Genomic DNA, 21,175 nt, shown 5'->3' on the forward strand with positions numbered 1-21,175 from the left:
CGTCGTTTAAAATTCAAAGTCATCAAAATCACTTGCCAGCTCCACAGTCTGCAATTCCTTGAATTCGTGTTTCACTTGGAGATCACCGATGAGAATATCCACATGGGATGTTACCTGTTCCAATACTTCGACAAAACGGTGACATAATTTCTCCATCGATTCACGCTTGAACAGAGTATTTGCGTACTCCAAGGTCATCCCGATGGTTTCTTCACCTTCCACGGCCCGCAAAAGCAGGTCGAACTGGGCACGTTGGTGATCATAGTCATAGGAGGAGACACGCAGCCCATTGACCTCCATCTCTTCCGTATCCATGTTCTGAAGCAGGAACACTGTGTCAAAAAGCGGATTGCGGTTCAGGTTGCCTTGCAAACCCAGCTCCGCCACAAGATCTTCGTACTGATATTTCTGGTGTTCAAAGGCTTCCAGGGCATGGGCGCGCACTTCCCTGAGAAATTCATGAAAAGTCTTGTCATGTTGCGGACGGTTGCGCATGGCCAACATATTGACAAACACACCGATAATATTTTGCAAATCGGCATGGGGGCGTCCCGTAACCGGCGTTCCGATGACAATATCATCTTGGCCGCTGTATTTTCCGAGCAGGACGTTATAGGCTGCAAGCAAGACGGTAAAGAGAGTCGTCTCTTCCCGGGCAGCCAGGTCGCGGATCTTTTGGGTCAATTCCTTTCCGATGGCAAAGCTCACGGTGCTACCGGTAAAGTTCCACGTTTTCGGACGCGGGAAGTCGAGAGGCAATTGAAGCAATGGAATCCCGTCCCGGAAACAATTGAGCCAGTACTCTTTGTGACGGTTGATTTCGTTTTTCTCTTGTTCGCTGTTTTGCCATTCTGCGTAGTCTTTGTATTGGATCCGCAAGGGGGCCAAGTCACCGCCGGCATACAGTGTCAGGAAATCACGGACAAATATGTCATAGGACACTCCGTCAGTCACAATATGATGCAAATCGATGACCAGGATATGCCGTTGTTCTTCCAGACGAATCAGGGCGATTCGCAGGTACGGGGGCCGGTTGAAGTCAAAAGGTCTTACAAACCTCCGGATGATCCCCTGCAATTCCGACTCCGCCGCCTCGAAATACTCCACTTCCAAGTCCGCTTGGGGATGAATCTTTTGCTTCGGCACATCCCCAACCATTTCGATGGTGGTCCGGAAGATTTCATGATGCTGAACAAGCTTTTGGAATCCACGCTCCAAACGTTTCTTGTCAACCTTCCCTTCGAGCAAAATCACAGATGTATCATTGTAGGCGGTGCTTTCCGGATGGAGGCGGTGCAGAATATAGAATCGCTTCTGTGCGGATGAAAGTTCGTAAAACTCTTTTTCAGGCGCCGGCTCAATCGCGTTGTACCGGCTTTTTTCCGCAGATTCGATATGCGCCGCCAACCCTTCGATATTGGAGAAGTTGAACAACTCCGCCACTGTCACTTCGACATTGAATTCTTTGTGAATGCGGGATACGACAGTGATGGCTTTCAGCGAGTCACCGCCCAGTTCGAGGAAGTCATCCTGCACCCCAATCCGTTCCATACGGAAAGACCGTTCCCAAATACGGCAGAGCTTCTCTTCCGTCGGTGTACGGGGAGCCAAGTATTCATTTATCAGATTCGGACGTGCATGATAGGAGTCAGGGTCTGCCTCCGTCCCCTCTCCGTCTTCCCGCAGTGATTTCAACTTGACCCACTGATCGATACGGTTTTGTAGATCACCGGGGCTGTGCACGAGTAAACCACCTGGATGCCAAGTCAGCGCACGATTAAACATGTCGATGCCCTCTTCCGGCGTCATTGACAATTCATGAACGGAAGCGCCGATTTGCATCTCTTTATCTTCCTCCTGCCAATACTTCCAGTCGGACCAATTCACACTGATCCATGGCCGTTCAGCCTCCCGGTTGCGGTCGATGACAAATGCGTCCATATACAGGTTGGATGCCGCATAGGCCGAATAGCCGAGACCGCCGAGGACGGCGGAGATCGAAGACATCAGCAGGCAGAAGTCGAGGGACTTTCCTCTCAGCACCTCTTCCAGCACTAGAAGCCCGTACATCTTCGGTTTAAAGTGTGCCTCACAGTCTTCCTTCGTCAATTCCTTGATCAGGTTGAACGTGTCACCGCCGATGATGCCCGCAGCATGAATCACACCATTCAGCGGTCCGAATCGGTCTTCTATATAGGCAACCAATCCCTCCATGCAATGGCGATCGCTTACATCCACCCTTTGCACATCAACTTCGGCACCCATCTCTTCCAATTCCATCACCCTGCGAATCCTCGTCGCGAACTGTGTTTCCTCACTCAGGTGGCGTGTCCATTCCCTGCGATCCGGCAGACCGGTACGTGAAGTGAGGATAATTTTCCCTTTCGTTTGCCGAGCCAGATGACGAGCGAGAATCAAGCCGATGCCGCCTAGTCCCCCTGTGACCAGATAGACTCCCCCCGGCTTCAACGGGAGGTTATTTTCGTCCGCCTGTTTTAGTTCCAACGGTGTGTAGCTTTGCACAAAGCGAGTCATACCGCGGTAAGCAATCACTTTATCCTCCGTGTCCGTCATCGCTTCCGCGACCAATTGTCCCGCCAGACGGCGTACCTGATAACGTCCCCCTTGCGGCAGCGACACGTCGATGGCGGAACAACTCAGGTAGGAATACTCTTGCGGAAGAACGAGGGATACACCCAGCAAAGTCGCCTTTTCCGGAACGAGATCTTCTTCTCCGGTGACGCATTGTACACCGTTGGTAATCACCCGCATATGGATCGGGTCGATCACCTGTTGGTTTCCCAATGTCTGAGCGAGGTGGAACAGAGTGTAGAAGCCGATTTCCTGCATCTGAGTCGCATACTCGGGTGTCGCTTCGCGCTTACCTTCCGTCACACCCCAAAGGTGCAGAATGCGGGTGGGAAGACCGGCTTCCTTCAATAAGCTGGAATAGTCTTCCGGTTGCCGGGGGTTGATCAGATAGTGGTTCCCATCTTGTTTGGCATATTGAGAGCCTTGGTGAACAACCGTGACATCCGCCGCTTCCGCTTTCAGAACCTCGGCGATGCTATCACCCAGTCCGCTGTTGTCTGCAAAGATCAGCCAACGTTCTCCGGCAACCGGTGCAGGTGCGGGCGATACAGATGTTTTCCATTGCGGAACGTAGAACCACTCGTCGAGATTGGTTTTCTTCCCCCCCTGCTTCGAAACGGATGCAAGCCGGTCGAACTCAAAGGGATTGCCCTCGGGTTTGAAGGAAACAGACTCAAAGGAGTATGTGGGCAACGGGATGCGGCGACGTTTTTCGTTTTCATAGAACCCTTGCCAATCCATTGAGACGCCGTGTGTCCAAAGGCGTGCCATCTGATTGAGCAGGTACTGTTGATCTGTCAGCGTTGTGTGCTGTGGACGGGTCGTGTTCAAAATCCGGGCTACGTCCACCGGGTTGAGAGAACGTTGCACGATCACGCTGAGATCGCGACCGGGGCCGATCTCGACAAACAATCCGGTCCCTTCCTTTTTCAATGTTTCAATACCGTCGGCAAAACGCACTGTTTCCCGCATATGCCGCACCCAGTAGTCCGGATCGGACGCCTGTTCGGCAGTCACCCATGTTCCGGTGACACAGGAAATATACGGACAGGAGGGCGGCTGTAACTTTATTCGGCGCACATGCTTAGCAAACTCCTCCAGGATCGGATCGAGGAGGTGCGAATGAGCGGCCCCTTCGATCGGAACACGCATACACATCAGACGCTTGTCACGGAGCCATTTTTCAAAACCGGCGATTACTTCAGCCGAGCCTGCAATGATACAGGAGAGGCCGTTGACGATGGACAGAGACAGGGAGCCGCCACTGTTTTGTTGGAACTCTTCCATCATCGGCAACAGTTCCGCTTCCGGCAACGGAACGGAGAGCATCGCACTTTCCGGCAGCGAACTCATCAGACGGCCCCGGATGACGATGAGACGAAGCGCCTCCTCCAGTGTGAACACACCTGCAAGACTAGCGGCGACGTACTCGCCAAAGGAGTAGCCGATCAGGGACGACGGTTGGACACCCCAATGTTTCAACAGTGTAGCCAGCGCATATTCAAATGAAAGAAGGATCGGCTGGCAAGTTTCCATTTTCATAAGTTTTTGTTTGGCTTCTTCAATGTCTGCCTCGGCCGGATAGATCACTTCTTTCAAGTCTTTTCCAGTCAAGTCGCGCAGGATGGAAAAACATTCGTCCATCACCCCGCGGAAGACCGGTTCACTGTCGTAGAGATCACGACCCATGTTTACATACTGCGATCCGTTGCCTGCAAAGAGAAAGGTGACTTTCGGACTTCCATCTTTGACATGTCCGTTGTGAATCTTACTGGATTCGTTGTCAAGGAGCAGCTCAGCCGCTTCAAGGGTCGTGGAGGCGAGAAGAGCGCGACGGTGCTTGAACTCCTTTCGCCCCACCTGCAAGGTGTAAGCGGCGTCAGCCAGGTTGGTTTCAGGATGTGCGGCTAAATAGTTCCCCAAATTGGCCGTCATCCGATCGAGGGCATCCTCCGTCTTGGCTGACAGCATCACCATCAAATAAGGACGACCCGCTGAAGTCGGAGACGGTTTCGGCGCTTCCTCGAGTACCACGTGTGCATTGGTTCCGCCGATTCCGAAAGAGCTGACCCCGGCACGGAGTACGCCGTCTTTCTGCCAGTCATACAGTTCGGTATTGACGAAAAAGGGGCTGTTCGCAAAATCGATAGACTTATTCGGCTCATCAAAATTGACGGTGGGCGGAATCCGTCGATGTTGCAATGCGAGTACCGTCTTGATCAGACCCGCCACTCCGGAAGCCGCATTCAGATGGCCCACGTTTGATTTGACAGAACCGATCGGCAGGCTTTGTGTTTCCTTTCGGTGGAATACTTGACGCAGGGCTTTGACCTCGATGGTGTCGCCCAGTTTGGTCGCCGTGCCGTGTGTTTCGATGTAGGAAACGCTGTCGGGATCAATGCCTGCCGCCGAATGTGCCGCTTTGATCACTTCCATCTGCCCCTCCACACTCGGCGCCGTGTAACCGATTTTTCGGTTACCGTCGTTGTTTATGGCACTGCCTTTCATCACCCCGTGAATCGTGTCCCCATCAGCAATCGCATCCTCCAGGCGTTTCAGCACGACGATGCCGACTCCGTCGCCGAAGAGCATGCCGTTTGCTTTTTCATCAAAGGGTTTGCAATGGCCGTCGGCCGAAAAGAGCATCCCCTCTTGGTAGATGTAACCCGCTTTATCCGGTAAGGCCAGTGTGATTCCGCCGGCCAAAGCCAGATCGCAGTGACCGTTCAGAAGTGCTTGCGCGGCGGTATGAATCGCCACTAATGAGGTGGAGCAACCGGTAAAAATGTTGACACTCGGACCTTTCAGGTTCAATTTGTACGAAATCTGCGTTGTCAGCGAATCTTTATCGTTAAGCAGTGAGGTCAGGAACTGACCGGCGGGTTCGCCCGATTCGGAAAGAGTTGAAAGCACCTGCCAATAAAGGTTGGGCGAGGCCCCGGCGTATACGCCGACCAGACCGGGGCGAGCTCCTCCATATCCCGCATGTTCCAAGGCGTGCCATGCCACTTCGTGAAAGACGCGCAATTGCGGGTCCATCAAGGCTGCATCCCGTGGCGTGTAGTCAAAGAAAGCGGCATCAAAGCAATCAGTTCCCTCCAGGTAACCTTTGGCTTTGACATAGTTCGGGTTTTGAATATCGGCTTTTGGAATTCCCGATTCCATCAGCTCTTCATCAGTGAAGAATCGGATCGATTCGATGCCGGAGGCCAAGTTGTTCCAATATTCCTCGATGTTCTGTGCACCGGGGAATCGGCCCGCCATGCCGATAATCGCAATATCCCCCGTGACCGAATCCCTGTTGCACGGGGGATTCCTTTCCGATAGCAGCAGCTCTTCTTCTTCCCCGCCGTTTAAGAAATTGGCAAGGGAGCGAATGGTCGGATGTTCAAACATCGCTTCTATAGGAATGTGCCGTTCCAGACACTTAACCAGTTTGGCATGAATTTGAATGATATCGAGGGATGTGGCTCCCAAATCAAAAAAGTTATCGTTTACATTCACCTCTTGAGTGCGATAAAACTCTTTCCAAATTCCGATGATCACCGCTTCCATCTCTGCCTGTTGCGAACCGTCCCTTGTGACGTGATTCCGTCGGTTCAAGTCCTGCCTGACGTCAGAGGGAGGAGACAATCGACTCTGCCCGTCTCGGGAGCCCAAGGTGATCCACTGGTCGTAACGGGCATACATGTCCCCCGAAGAGATAATCACGCGGTGGAGGCCCGAGGTGGCAAGGACGCATTGAAAGGTCTTGATTCCCTCTTCCGGAGTCATCTCCAGAAGCTCAAGGGTTTCGCCGAACATCGGTTTTTCATAGGCTTTGCCGGTATATTGCCAATCACCCCAGTTGACACTGGTCCAACGATTGTTTGCCCGTCGGCTCAACCGATCGGCCACACCGTCCATATACAGATTGGCTCCTGCATAAGCCACAAATCCAAGCCCTCCCAGGATCGGTGAAAGCGAGGAGACAAACAGACAAAAGTCAAGATCACGGTCGCCGAGAAGTTTTTCCAATACGAGCAATCCATGAAGTTTCGGACGAAACTGTTCTTCGCACTCTTCCCGCGAGATCGCCGCCATCACACATTGAGCGGAGCGTACGCGCAGGATGCCGGCAGCGTGGATCACCCCTTGTACCGGGCCGAAAGTCTCCTCGGCTGTGGTGAGCGCGGCGCGCATCTGTGCGATGTCTGCAACGTCCGATGCCAGCACGAGCACTTCCGCTCCAAGTTGCTCCAGCTTTTGCACGGAACGGATGCGCATGGCCAGCTCATCGTCTTTGTCATGGGTGGTGATATAGGACTCCCATTCGCTTCGTTCCGGTAAACCCCGACGCCCGATCAGAACCAGTTTGGCCTTGGCGGAACGAGCCAGATATTCGGCCAATTTCAAGCCAACACCGCCGAGCCCTCCCGTGATCAGGTAAACGCCTCCTTTGCGCAGGCGGGGTGCAATATCCTCGGGCCCGAGATGAAGTGCCTCTTGGAATTCCTCTTTTGGAAGCGGGGTGAAAGTGCTGATGAAGCGGTTGTTGTTGCGATACGCAATCACCGTATCGGTAATCTCTTGTTGCAACTCAGCAAGTAATGAAGACACAGTCCCCTCGATCTCTGCCAGTTCAATATCAATGCTCCGGCAGCGCACGTTGGGATATTCCTGCGGCATCACTTTCACCGTTGCGAGCAGAGGTTTCTTCTCAGCACAAACCTTTTCTTCTCCGTCGACCTTTTGCATATCGTTGGTCACGACAGTCACGTCGATATCATGAACCAAGTTTTGGGCGCTGAGCGCCTTTGCCAGATGAATCATACTGTAGAAACCGGTATCAAGGAACGCGAGTCCCCGGTCTTCACGGGAGAGATTCCAGAGATGCACGATTCGGTCCGGCAACAGTCCCCGCTCACGCAGGGTGCGAAACAGCGAATGGTAGTCGCCTTCCTTTGTTGCATTCACTGCATACTGCCCGTCTCCCTGCACGGTAAAAGCCGATTCATTGACAACGGTGGCAACTCGATGCCCCAGCCTCTGCAAGCTGTCGGCCAGTTTTTGACCCACCCCTTCCCCGTCCATGAAAAGCAACCAGTTAACGGGGGTGACTGGATTCGCCTCCGCCGCAGCGGTCAAGGGTTTGTTTTCCCAAAGGGGACGGTAAAACCAATCGGCGATGTCCGGCCGTTTCTCCACCGCGCCGGAACGCGGTTTCTCCACAGCCCCGGTTTTCGGTTCAAGCCAGAAGCGCTGCTTCTCAAAGGGATAGGTCGGCAACGGAATGCGCAATCGGCGCTCCCCTTTGTAAAAGGCTTCCCATTTCACCACCGCTCCCTTTTCCCAAAGTCGTCCCATTGTCAAAAGCAAGTCGGCGCAGAGTTGAACCGTTGATTCCGTATCGGCGACAGATGAATTTTCCTGCATCGAAAGACAGATCTGATCGGATCGCTTCAGGTCACCCAGAATTTCTTCCCTGTGAGGGTCGACCGTCGCTTGTTTTACCCAGTACGCCGGGTCTGTGGCCAGATCGGCGGTAATCCAAGCTCCTGTCACACTGGACAGAAAGGGCACCTTTGGATGGACGAATCGGATGCGGTGTACATGGCGCTCCAGGTCCCTGCGATGACGTGCCGCCGCAAGAAGGATTGCATCTTCCGGTGCCAAAACACCTGCTGCCGCTGCCGCCGCCAGTTCGGCTGCTCCGAATCCGATGAGAGCTGCCGGTGGCAGACCTTTTGCAAACCGGTTACTCATTGTGAGGCCAATGGCAACCACCAGAACATCCTCGGCGGTCACTGGCCATTCCTCTTTCAGCATCACTTCGGTGGGATCCAGGTCCACATGGGATGCAGCCTGTTCCAGTACGCGCTCCAGTTCGTGACGGAAATCAGCATCACGGCTGGCAATCTCAAGCGCCAGTTGGACCGCTCCCTGTGCATCCTCCGGAAGGAGAAAGACGGTATTGGGCGCATCCGTGACAACCTGTGTCGGAAAGTGTTCTTCCCGTAGTTGCTCAATGGCGTCGGCTACGTCGCGAACGACCAACGAGCGGCGTACCGGAAAACCGCGCCGGCCCACTTGCAGTGTATATGCCACATCTGCCATTTGAAGCCCCGGGTGTTTTTCCAGGTGGTCGGCGAGATTCTCTGCCGCCTGCGCCAACGCTGTTTCACTCCGTGCGGAGAGTACCAACAAATGCCTGTCATTCGACGGTGTGTCGCTGAAAGGTTCGGGGGATTCTTCCAGAACGACGTGAACATTGGTGCCGCCAAACCCAAAGGCGCTCACCCCTGCCCGACGGGGATGTGTTCCGTCTGTCTCCCAATCCGACAGTTCCCGGTTCAAGTAGAAAGGGCTGTCCACAAAGTCGATTTTCGGGTTTGGACGATGGATATGGAGAGTCGGAGGCAACTGTTTGTGTTTCAGCGACAGGATCGTTTTAATCAATCCGGTAATCCCCGCGGCCGTATCCAGATGACCGACATTGCTTTTGACTGAACCGATTCCGCAAAATGCTTTGCGCTTTGTATCAGAGAAAGCACGTTTCAACGCTTCAAATTCGATCGTGTCTCCCAGCGCCGTCGCCGTGCCGTGTGTTTCGATGTACGAAATGGTTTCCGGTGCGACTTCGGCAAAACTTTGCGCTGCCCGGATGACTTCTGACTGTCCCTCGACGCTGGGTGCCGTATACCCCACCTTGCGTTCCCCATCATTATTGGCCGCCGACCCCTTGATGACAGCGTGGATGGTATCTCCGTCAGCCAAGGCGTCTTCCAGCCGTTTGAGTACAACGATGCCTGCACCATCACTGAACACGGCCCCTTGGGCTGATGCATCAAAAGCCCGGACTTTTCCGTCTGGGGAGGATGTCATTCCCTCTTCATAGAGATAACCGTCTTTGGTAGGATAGGAAACCCGCACACCGCCTGCGACGGAAATCGAACATTCTCCAGTCAACAAAGCACGGCTGGCCAAATGGACACTGAGCAGGGAGGTGGAGCAGGCAGTGTACAGGGTGAAGGAAGGACCACTCAGTCCGAGTTTGTATGAAGTCAGTGTGGAAATCGCATCTTTATAACACAAAGTTCCCGCTTCTGAGAATTCGGCGGCACTGCTGCTGCTCAAGAGCGGGCTTCGCTCCATCCAATTGAAGTTGGTTGCGGCACCGACGTAAAGGCCGATCAGACCGGGATACGACTTGGGGTCGTATCCCGCCATCTCCAGCCCCTCCCAGACGATTTCCTGCAAAATTCGGATCTGGGGATCGGTGATCTCCGCTTCCCGTGGGGAATAGGAGAAGAACGAAGCATCAAACTCTTCGACACCTTCGATATAACCCTTCGCTTTGACATAGTTGGAGCGCCGGATCAACTCGGGATCGGCCCCGGCAGCGATCAGTTCTTCCTCACTGAAATGTGAAATGGATTCAACTCCTCGTTTAAGATTTTCCCAAAATTCATCAATGTTATTAGCTCCCGGAAATCGGCCGCTCATGCCGATGACGGCGATTTCCAACCCTGTTTTGTGATGATCATCTTGATTGTGGGCCAAAGGGCTCCCTCCTTTTTCGGCAATTATGATCAAAAAAGGTGACAGCAGCAAATGCCCCTCAGATCCTGTCCTGCAGAAATATTCTGGGCCATCAGTTCGGAATCCTTATATTTCATAGACATCCCCCCGGGAACCCACCATCCCGCTACTGTCGTTTGCCCAGTCTGGACAATGTGTTTTTCATAACCGATTTGGCTTTGTTCAATTCTTCATGGGCTCTTGGTTCTTCGATGGGCTCCCGATAACCCAAATATTTGGCAAGGGCATGAATCGTCGAATGCTCGTACAATGTGACGACGGGCAAGTCGCGCTTGAACAGATCTTTGAGCTTGGCGTTGACACGAAGGAGGTCGAGTGAGCTCATCCCGAGATCAAAGAAGTTGTCATGGATCCCGATCTGCTCCAAACCGAACATATCCTGCAATAATTCACACAGTTTTTGTTCAATTTCATTGGTCGGAGCCGTATAAGCCGACAGCATGCCGGAACGCTGCTGTTTCGGTTTGCTTCTGCTTCGCTGCTCCAGCATTTGGGTATAGTGCTTGACGCCGTGTTTCAATTTCCAATGCAAGTCCACCGGTGACACCACCACTTGGTGATGGTTACGGCACAAAATCCGGCGAAACACTTCCACCCCTTCTTTCGCAGTCACCCCGTCGTGCAACATGCTCTCAACGTCGGTGTTAAACTGTTTGGCCCACACTTTTGCCGATTGCAACGACATCCCGACTTCCTGCCAGTCCGGCCAATTGATCGCCACGGTAAACACCCCGTCACGGGCACTTTTATAAAACGCAAATGCGTCCAGAAATTCGTTGGCTGCATTGTAACCGCTCTGCCCGAATTTCATATGGTAAGCAATGTTGCCGATGGAGGAACAAAGGACGAAGAACTCGAGGGGCTCCTCTTTCAATAAGGAATCGAGCAATAATGTCCCTGCGATTTTCGGGGCGAGGATCGCGTCGTTCCCTTCTTTGTCACGGTTCATCATGACCCCCAGGTAGTCGGCAACACCGGCTGCGTGGACCACACCGTCAATATGGCCGAAACGTGTCTTGACTTCCTCAAGCACTCGGCACATGTCCTCTTTCTCGGCCACATCGCCCTGCAATACCAGGCTCTCGGCGCCTTGTGCTTCCATTTTGCGCAGGGAGCGGATGAGGTCGCTTATACGCGGGTCCATTTCCGGAGCGTCCAGCCAACGATCCCATTCACTGCGAGGCGGAAACTCTGAACGGCCCACCAGTGCCAGCTTGACACCGGGTACACTCCGGGCCAGGTCTTTCGCGATCGCAAACCCAATCCCTCCAAGACCGCCGGTGATCAGGTAGACGCCACCTTCCCGCAGCCTGCCGCTTCCCACAGATTCTTTTTCAAAACGGGATTGGACGACTGTCTGTATCCAGCGATGCCGACCGCGATAGGCGACCACCGGATCGGAAGCATCAGTCAAACATTCGTCCAGGACTGCCTCGGTAAAGTCTTGTTGCGAGGGCAGATCCAGATCAATCGTTCGGCAGGAGAAGTTCGGAAATTCGAGACCGCAGATCTTGGTGAATCCCAAAACGGTGGCTTGTTCCGGGGACAGATTCTCTTCTGTTCCCGTCACCTCAAGCATCCTCTCGGTCAGCACATACAATTGTAACTGTCCTTCCCGCCTCCCGATCGATTGCGCCGTATAAAGCAACGAGTAATATCCTTCATCCATCACCTGTTCCACAAGCTCCCGCGAGAGGGAATCATTTGCCCCGTTTAAACTCCAGGCGTGAACGATTTTGTGCGGGAGCAACCCCCGGCGTTCCAGATCGGTAAAGAGCGCTTCGTAATCAGCCTTTTCCCGGGGATGGATGGTATATGAAACTTCCTCTGTCCGCGAGAACCATTCGTCCTTCTTCACTGTGATCACCCGTTGCCCTTCTTTTTGCAAACGGGCCACAAGCGGTTCAGTGCGGCCGTGGCGATCCAAGAAGATCAGCCAGACCTCGTCTTCCCGCCATCGTCTCCCATCCCGACCCCCGGGCAACGGGTTGCGCTCCCATGAAGGCAGGTAGAACCACTCATCCACGTCGGAGCGCTTGCCCCCTGTTGTCGTCCCCGAAAACAAACTTGTAGCTTGCGGTTCCGATGGAAAGCGTCGTTTTTCAAAGGGATAAGTGGGCAAGGGCACCAGGCGGCGCTGCTCACCGGCGTAAAAAGCTTTCCAGTCCACTGTCCCTCCCAGCATCCACAGTCGTCCGAGCTGCCTTAGCAGATGAGCACTGTCCGCCGTTGGATCCAACGGATGGCGAAGCAGATGCAGTGCCGTCTGGCCATTCTTCCGTTCCGGATGAGCCTGCACAAGTGTGGACAACATACGACCCGGTCCGATTTCAAGAAAAACCGCCTGCTCTGTGCGAAACAGTTCGGACAAGCCTTGTGAAAATTGAACGGTGTTCCTGAGATGCCGGGCCCAGTACTCAGGAGAAGTCGCTTGCTCGACAGTAATCCGTCTGCCCGTCACGTTGGAGAGGTAGGGGATTTTCGGAGCAGAAAGTGGCATCTTGGCCACTTCTTGCTCAAACTGTCGGAGAATCGGGTCCATCATGCGGGAATGGAATGCGTGAGACGTGTGCAGACGTGTTGTCTTCACCCCACCCGCAGACAGTTTCCGCTCCAACTGATCCACTGACAGTGTCGGGCCAGAGACGACAACGTGCTGCGGCGAATTCACCGCCGCCAGATCGAGCTCATCTGTCAGAAGCGGCCGCACCTCCGCTTCCGAAAGGTTTACACCAAGCATCGATCCCACAGGAAGCTTTTGCATCAATTCACCACGTAGCGCCACCAAACGCAGGGCATCTTCAAAGGACAACACCTCCGCCAAACAGGCAGCGACATATTCACCAATACTGTGTCCCATCATCAGCTGGGGACGAACACCCCATCGGATCAACAGCTTGGCCAATGCGTATTCGATGAGAAACAGCAACGGTTGGGCAAGCCCTGTCTGCATCAGCCGTTGTGTGGCTGCCTTCTCCGAGCCCCGGGGCGGATACAAGACTTCCCCCACATTAAAGCCCAGTTGTTTTGTCAGTGCAGTCAGGCCGCGATCGATCTGTTCCCGGAACACCGGTTCGCTCTCGTAGAGGCCCCTGCCCATGTTGACATACTGTGACCCCTGCCCGGAGAAGAGGAATATGACCGGTCGGCGTTCCGACGCTTCCGACGTTTCCACCTCCGTGCCGCGCAGTTGGGTCACTGCATCTGATACGTCCGCTGCCACAACCATCCGACGATGTGGAAAGTCCCGGCGTCCAACGTGCAACGTATAAGCCATATCGGAAAGCAATGCCTGAGGCTCCGCTTCCAGATGACGGGCCAGATTCTCTGCCGCTTTGTCCAGGGCTTGCGTCGATTTGGCGGAAAGGGTCAGCATTTTCCACTCACGGCTTTCAGCTCCAGTGACGGTATCCGGTGCGGATTCAAGTACCACGTGGGCATTGGTGCCTCCCATACCAAAGGAGCTGACACCGGCACGACGGATCCCCTCTTCCCACGAAGTCAATGTCGAATTGACACGGAACGGATTTTTGCCAAAATCGATCTTGGGATTTGGACGCTGATAATGCAAACTGGGTGGGATTTTTCGGTGATACAGGGCCAAAACGGTTTTGACAAATCCCGCCACACCCGCCGCCGCATCCAAATGGCCGATGTTCGTCTTTACCGAACCGATCATCACTTGACCAGGCTTCTGCTCGCCAAATGCCAGTTTTAACGCTTCAATCTCGATCGGATCACCCAGCGGTGTACCTGTACCGTGGGTCTCCACATAGGAGACCTCCTCCGGCTTGATACCGGCCGCTTGATGGGCCGCCCGGATGACGGATGCCTGTCCTTCCACACCGGGTGCTGTGAATCCGGCTTTGTGCCCACCATCATTGTTGATTGCCGTACTTTTGATTACCGCATAAACCGTGTTGCCATCACGAAGGGCATCCTCCAACCGCTTCATCACAACCACACCGACACCGTTTCCACTGACTGTGCCTTGGGCGTCCCGGTCAAATGCCCGACAATGACCATCCGGAGAGTGAATCATTCCCTCTTCATACAAGTAACCGGATTTGATCGGATAGGTCACACTTACGCCGCCTGCCAGTGCCAGATCACAACGTCCCTGCACAAGGTCGGCCCAGGCATTCCCGATGGCGACCAAAGAGGTGGAGCAAGCCGTTTGCACCGTAACCGCGGGACCTGTCAGGTTCAGTTTGTGAGAAAGGCGGGTCGCAAAGAAATCTTTTTCATTGAGGAGCATCGCCTGGAACTCGTCTAGCGCGTTGAGGTCCTTACCTGCCAACGAGCGCAACCAATGAAAATTCGGGGAACCGCCGACATAAACACCCACCGCCTTACCATTCTCCGCAGCCTCTCCCGCGTGTTCCAATGCTTCCCAGCTGCACTCATGAAGGATGCGCAGTTGCGGATCCATCATTTCCGCTTCTTTGACACCATATTCGAAAAACCGATTGTCAAAAGCGTCCGTGTCTTCCAAGTAACCTTTCGCTTTGACGTAATTCGGTTTTTGGAGCTGTTCCTCCGGAATGCCCGCTTCCCGCAGTTCTTCATCCGTGAATACGCGAATCGACTCGACACCCTTCTGTAAATTGTTCCAGAATTGCCCCACGTCCGCCGCCCCCGGCATACGCACCGCCATCCCCACAACCGCTACATCGCTCCCGATTGCGGAGGTTGCCTTCTGTATGGGCTCCTGAACAGCGATCTCCCCGCTCTTTACCTCGTCCCGGTAGTATCGAGCTTGATCGTGGACGGTCGTATGGCGGAACAAAGTCGGTATGTTGATTTCTTTCGAAAATGTGCTGTTTAGACGCGACAAGAGACGAATCATTTTCAGGGAATTTCCGCCGATATCGAAGAAATGATCGTGCAAACCGACCTTCTCCAGCCCGAGCACTTCTTTCCAAACCTCAGCCACCGCCGCTTCCACCTCATCTTGTAACCCGACATGTCCGTTATTGCCGACATGTTGGACCGGATCAGGTTTCGGAAGGGAGCGGCGGTCCACCTTGCCGTTGGATGTCAGAGGCATCTGCGTCATGGGAACAAAATAAGCCGGGATCATATAGGATGGAATTTTGTCACCCAAATAGTGACGCAATTCTTTTGGGGAAACTTTCTGCTTGATCAACACATAGGCGCACAGCTCCTCCATGCCTTCCTGATCGGCAATCGCCAAGACGACCGCTTCCTTTACGGCCTCATGTTGCTGCAGGTGATGCTCGATCTCACCTGTTTCAATGCGATAACCGCGGATCTTTACCTGATGATCGATGCGGCCGATGTATTCCATTTCACCATTTTCGAGCAAACGGACCCAGTCCCCTGACTTGTACAGCCGTTCTCCCGGACGGTACGGATTCTCGATAAAACGCTCGGCGTTCAGTTCCGGTCGATTCAGATACCCGCGGGCCACACCTCCGCCGCCAACGTACAATTCCCCCTGCATGCCCTTCGGTGTCAGACACTTGTGTGCATCAAGCACATAACAGGAGTACGTCGGCAAAGATACTCCAATCGCACTGAGATTGCTTTGGATTTCCTCGTCCCCGATCTCCTTGTACGTAACGTGAACGGTGGTTTCCGTAATTCCGTACATGTTGACCATGACCGTTTTCGGTGAACGCTTCCGCCAGCTCTTGAGCAAGCCCGGCTTGAGTTTTTCGCCCCCGAAGGTGATCAGACGAAGGGTAAATGACAGATCGGAACGTTCTTCTGCCGCTTGTTGAAACATATAGAAGGCAGAAGGTGTCTGGTTCAACACGGTTACCCGTTCCCGGGTGACCAGTTCGACAAGGGCATAAGAATCGCGAGTGGTCTCCTTCGGCACGATGACCAGGCGACCACCGTGCAACAGGGCCCCGTACATTTCCCAGACCGACATATCGAAACTGAACGAGTGAAACAGCAACCAGACATCTTGATCGGAGAAATGAAACCGGTTCGGCTCATGCATGACCAGTTGCACCACATTGCGATGCTCGATCATCACACCTTTGGGACGACCCGTTGTCCCCGATGTGTAGATCACATAGGCCAAGTTGTCGGGACGTACTTCCGGCAACTCGACAGCCTCTGCCTCTGCCATCCGGGGGAAGTCCCCGACAAGGAGCACCTCGCCGGCCAGTTCCGCCTTGTCCTGAAAGGGTTCTGAAGTGATCAGCCATTTCGCCCCACTGTCCTCCAGGGTGAACGAGATGCGTTCCTGCGGGTAGTCGGGGTCAATCGGCACGTAAGCACCGCCTGCCTTGAGCACTCCAAGCAAAACAGCAATCATGTCAAAAGAAGGTTCCAACATCACCGCAACCAGCGAGTCCGGATCAACTCCTTTTCGCCGGAGCACATACGCCACCTGATCGGCGTATCGGTTCAATTGGCCATAGGTCATCTGCCTGTCGCCCAAGGTGAGCGCAATCCGCTCAGGGTGCTTTTGTGCTTGCAATTCAAACAATTGGTGAAGGCTGGAATGCGGATAGGTGACATCCGACTGTAAACCGCCTTGCCGTAATTGTGATTGCTCCTCATCTGTCAGCATCTGCAACGTTTCAACCGGTTGTGTGACGTCCGCCGTCATCTCATCCAGAATCTGCAAGAAATGAGCGGTCATGCGGACAATCATTTGCTCCTGAAAAAGATTTTCAGGCCACATCATGACCAGTTTGATGGCATCAAAACATTCGATGGAGAGCGTCAGGTCGTAGTGGGTCAGCTCCCGCATTTCATAGTCGGTTATCCGAAACGTTTCATCGCGGCCAGTGAGTTGATCCACATCAAGAGGATAATTCTCCACGACCACGATCGTGTCAAAGGAAGCATTCAAATCCACCAACGGAGTACTTTCGTGTCCGGACCGCTCCTGCAAATCTCTCTGCACCTGACGGAGCAAGTCCAACACCGTCTGTCCCTGCCGATGCGTCACACGCAGAGGCGGGGTGTTGATAAAAAGGCCGACCATCTCCTCCGCCCCAGGAAGGACGCCTTCACGTCCCGAAACGGTTGTGCCGAACAGCACGTCCCTCGAGTTCTTATACCGTTGCAACAGCAGCCCCCAGGCTGTATAGAACAACGCTGCCAATGTGACGCCTTGCTCTCGGACAAACTTGCGCAATTTTGCACTGCGATCCTCACCGATTTCCTTGGTATAGGTACATGCCGCCGTCCTGTCAACGGAATCTTTGCTTTTCGCCGACAGCGGCAATGATTCATCCAGGCCGGCCAAGTACTCTTGCCAAAAGACCTGTTGGCCGGACTTGTCCTGTTTTTGCTGCCAGAGAATATATTCTTTGAAGCCCGGCTTTTTGAGGCGAATCGGGGTCTTGCCCTGCACCAGTTCCCGATAGGCTTTGACAAACTCGAGCAGAACAATACCGTTGCTCCAACCGTCGAACAAAATATGGTGATGGCGCAGAATCATTTCGTATTCCATCTCACCCAGACGGCACAGCTCCACGGAGAAAGGAACCCTGCGCAAATCGTACGCCTCTTCATCCTCTGTGGCTTGCCCTTCACTGAAGAGCAGGCGCAAGGGATATTCCTTCAGGACAATTTGCACAGGTTGTTTGACACCTTCCCAGCGGAACACGGTACGAAGCATTTCATTGGTCTGAACGACATGTTGCCAAGCAGCTTTGAACAGAGGAAGGGAGATCTCTCCTGACAATCGAAGACGAAATTCTTCCCGATACAGTCTGCTGTGGGGTTCTTTTAAATAATGAAAAAGAATCCCTTCTTGTGTCGGAGTGAGCGCCAAAATATCTTCGATATCTTGTTTCCGGATCTTTGCCACGTCCTCCATCAAAAGGCCCCTCCTCCCAGCGTCTTTTGTTCGTCCTCCCATGAGGACAATGCTTTCCGATCCACCTTGCCATTGTCGGTAAGCGGCAGCGCATCCATCCGAACGTAAGTTCCAGGAACCATATAGTCGGGAAGGTGCGAGCGAAGGTGCCCTTTCAGACGCTTCAGTTCAAAGTCTTCCGAAGCCTCGTAGAAGGCAACCAATTTTACCACCGTATCTGATTTCTCGCGCACAATCACCGCACATTGATCAACTCCCTTACAAGCCATCGCACAACTTTCGATTTCACCGAGCTCAATGCGTATTCCACGGATTTTGACCTGATGGTCAATCCGGCCGTGGTACTCAATGTTCCCGTCCGGCCGCACAAGGGCCAAGTCTCCTGTTTTATACATGCGGATTCCCGGCTCAACCTCGACAAACCGCTCCGCAGTCAATGAGGGATTGTTCACGTACCCGCGTGCCAGGCCAATTCCGGTAATGCACAGTTCCCCTACTTGACCCTCCGGCAGTCGCCGTCCGTCTTCGTCAATCACAAACAGGTCGATATTCCGAATCGCCCGCCCGATGGGCACGTTCCCCTCCGGGACTTCCGCTGTCGGACAGTCGAAAGCAGATACGTCGATCGTCGCTTCAGTTGGGCCGTAAAGGTTGGTCAGATATGTGCCGTTCACGGAGTAAAGTAGATGATTAAATTTTTCCACATGCCGGGACATCAACGCTTCCCCACTGACAAATACCCGCCGCAAGGAAGCCATGCGATGCATCTCGTCAGCTCCTTCGAGATAATTCAAAAAAACATTCATCATCGAAGGAACAAAATGCATCACCGTCACTTGATGGGTCTCGGTGGCTTCAATTATGGCCTGGGGGAATTTTTCCATACCGGGAGCCAGCATACAGACTTTCGCCCCGACCATGGACCACCAGAACATCTCCCAGACCGAGACATCAAACGTATACGGCGTTTTTTGCAGAATGGTATCCTCCGGACCGATCGGATAAGCTTTTTGCATCCATTCCATTCGGTTGACCAAAGCCCGGTGCTCGATCATGACCCCCTTCGGTTTGCCAGTGGAACCCGAGGTATAGATCACATAGACGAGATCGGAGGGTTGGTTCAAACATGACAGATTTCCCGCCGGTCCCTTGTAAAGCTGGGGATCATCGAGGGCCCACATCTCCTTTTGCAAGGTTTCCTGAAAACGGAGATATAAATGGCTTTGGGTCAGCACCAGCTCTGTGCCACTGTCCTCCAAGATATACTTCAAACGTTGAGGTGGGTGAGCAGGTGAAAGGGGGAGATAAGCACCGCCTGCTTTCAGAATCCCAAAGATTCCGATGATCATCTCCAGGGAACGTTCAAGCATCAAGCCGACAACCGTTTCCGGTCCGACACCGTGCTCCCGCAAGCGGCGGGCCAATTGGTTGCTTTTTTCGTTTAATTCTCTGTAGGTTAATGATTCCCTTTGAAAGACAACGGCCACAGCATCGGGGTTTTTCTCAGCCCGCGCTTCAAATGACAGATGCATGATCCGGTTCATACTGGTTGCTGCACTCCCTTTTTTTTCTGTGCCGCCTGCCGGGTGCGTTTTGCTTTTTTGGCAAAATCCTTGCCGAGCAAGAGTTGGTGAATCTGGTTACTGCCTTCGACAATCTCCATCGTTTTGGAGTCACGGTAGTAGCGGGAGACAGAGTGGTTGTCGTTGCACCCCAGGGCCCCCATGATCTGCACAGCATTTGAGGAATGGCGCACTCCCGCACGGGATGCGAAGTACTTGGCGATCATGATCTTTTCCGTCGCATCAGCACGGTGCTCATCTTTCGCCTTGCAAGCTTGGAGACCGAGCAGTGTGGCTGCTTCCAGATCGACCCCCATATCGGTGATCATGTGAGAAATCATTCCGTGTTCGATTAGGTGAGCGCCAAAGGACTGCCGCTCCATCACGTGCACTCCGCATGTCTCCAAGCAGGCACGAAGCAAGCCGAGGGAGGCAAAAGCAATGGAGATGCGCCCGAATTCAAGGGCATAGGGCGCAAGGAGGGAGAGCCCAAACCCGGAACGTCCGATCATATTTGCAACCGGCACTTCAACATTGTCAAATTCCAACTTGGCAAGGTACGATGCTTTGAATCCGAGCATGTCCCGGATATGTGTGATGGTCAGCCCCCGGCTGTCTTTTGGAACCAAACATGCAATCGGCTGCTCTCCATCCAGTCTTCCGAAAACCAGCAGTACGTCGGCTGCTGCGCCGAAGGTGATCCATTTCTTTACACCGTTCAGGAGGAACCTGTCTCCTCGGCGCCGATACTCCGTCTGAATCATCTTGAGGTCGGAACCTGCACCGGGTTCAGTCAGCGCCAATGCCGCCACTTGCTCTCCTGAAGCCAATAAAGGCAACCAATGGGACTTCTGTTCCTCAGTGCCCCATTTGAGCACTGTCTCAGCCACCATCGTGTGGACATTGAACAAGCCCGACAAAGAGATACTGCCGCGTCCGACAGCTTCGGTAAAAATCCCGTAGGTCACATAATCCCAACCCTTCCCGTGAAATTCCCGTGGAAGGGTTCCACCGAGATATCCTTGTTCGGCACAGAGACGGATCATATCCCGAGGGATCTCCTGCCTGATGTCCCAATCGTTGGCATAAGGCTCCACATATTCATCCACAAAATCCAAAAACTGTTGATACGACTTTTGTTGAGAAAGGGTCAAATGCCGTTTCACGTTTATCCCGCCAATTTCTTGTTACGTATGAATTTTCCGATCGCATTCACCGACTTGTAATTCTCCATATCCAAATCCTCCATTGTGACTTTAATCGCAAACTCTTTCTCTAGAAAGGTCATCAGTTGGATCGCAAACAACGAATTGACCAGCCCTTCTTCAAAAATTTCCGTGTCATAGTTAAACTTCTCATCCACATGCTCACCGATGAAGGCGTACACTGTTTGTTCCAAATTTTTCTCAGTCATCTCTTTCTCACTCCCTGAAATGAGGATGGAAAAATCAGCTGCAGCATTTTTCCCGATCTCTCTCCGTCTTGATGCCCGGGCATGGTGAAACAACTATCGGGGCGGCATATGGGCTGTCCGCCTGCCCGCCGAATCCTTCCCTGCCATTCGGGTGGGAATAGATCTGCGGATGTAAACCATCGGACGAGGACAGCAAAGGCGATTTCCAATCAC

Annotated in this window: 5 protein-coding genes; all 5 read right to left on the reverse strand. The window is 53.4% G+C overall.

The window, feature by feature from the left end:
• Nucleotides 1-6: 6 nt before the first annotated feature.
• Nucleotides 7-10,134, reverse strand: coding sequence for a type I polyketide synthase (locus tag IEV46_RS03895; protein ID WP_188430095.1), 10,128 nt, complete (start codon nucleotides 10,132-10,134; stop codon nucleotides 7-9).
• A 145-nt stretch (nucleotides 10,135-10,279) separates the two neighbouring features.
• Nucleotides 10,280-17,986 carry a non-ribosomal peptide synthetase/type I polyketide synthase gene (locus IEV46_RS03900; protein ID WP_188430097.1) on the reverse strand — a complete coding sequence of 2,569 codons (7,707 nt, stop codon included), beginning with the start codon at nucleotides 17,984-17,986 and terminating at the stop codon, nucleotides 10,280-10,282.
• Nucleotides 17,986-19,530 (reverse strand): non-ribosomal peptide synthetase, encoded by a 1,545-nt coding sequence (locus tag IEV46_RS03905; protein ID WP_188430099.1) that lies wholly within the window; start codon nucleotides 19,528-19,530, stop codon nucleotides 17,986-17,988. The genes IEV46_RS03900 and IEV46_RS03905 overlap by 1 nt, the downstream gene beginning before the upstream one ends.
• Nucleotides 19,527-20,720: an acyl-CoA dehydrogenase family protein gene (locus tag IEV46_RS03910; protein ID WP_188430345.1), complete on the reverse strand. Its 1,194-nt coding sequence runs from the start codon at nucleotides 20,718-20,720 to the stop codon at nucleotides 19,527-19,529. Before IEV46_RS03910 ends, IEV46_RS03905 begins: the two co-directional genes overlap by 4 nt.
• Nucleotides 20,717-20,962, reverse strand: coding sequence for an acyl carrier protein (locus IEV46_RS03915; protein WP_188430101.1), 246 nt, complete (start codon nucleotides 20,960-20,962; stop codon nucleotides 20,717-20,719). Before IEV46_RS03915 ends, IEV46_RS03910 begins: the two co-directional genes overlap by 4 nt.
• Nucleotides 20,963-21,175: the final 213 nt, after the last annotated feature.

It is taken from the genome of Kroppenstedtia guangzhouensis, from assembly GCF_014637345.1.
Lineage (GTDB): Bacteria > Bacillota > Bacilli > Thermoactinomycetales > DSM-45169 > Kroppenstedtia > Kroppenstedtia guangzhouensis.